1 protein-coding gene is annotated in these 377 nt (G+C 63.9%); it reads right to left on the reverse strand.

What is annotated here, in order from left to right; all coding sequences use genetic code 11:
• Window positions 1-13: 13 nt before the first annotated feature.
• On the reverse strand, window positions 14-377 hold a 364-nt coding region (locus tag FH08_RS0134155), incomplete at its 5' end, for a cytochrome b/b6 domain-containing protein (protein WP_035568053.1).

The following is a 377-nucleotide window of genomic DNA, read 5'->3' on the forward strand; positions in this document are numbered from 1 at the left end:
CCGGACCGTGTCTTCAACGAGGAGGAGACGCATGATCGACATCCGTTCCGCTGGCGGCGCGTTTCCAGCCGGTCACCATCGACATGACCAGATTTTCGCGGTGACGCCAGCTTTCCACGAGGGCTGCGACGACATGCAGGATCGCAAGCGCCATGATGGTGTTGGCGGCGGTCTCGTGAGTGGCCTCAAGCCAGGGTGCTCCCCAGAAGGCATCGAGTCCCATCATCCAGCCGGTGACGCCGCAGGAGAGCGACAGGAGGATCAGAGCGATCATCATCAGGCCGCCTGCAGGATTGTGACCGATGTAGCGCGGCTCACGCCGCTGGATCATGGCCGTCAGGTAGCCGGCGAGGCGACGGGGGCCGGCAATGAAGTCG

It is taken from the genome of Caballeronia sordidicola (assembly GCF_000729995.1).
Classification (GTDB): domain Bacteria; phylum Pseudomonadota; class Gammaproteobacteria; order Burkholderiales; family Burkholderiaceae; genus Caballeronia; species Caballeronia sordidicola_A.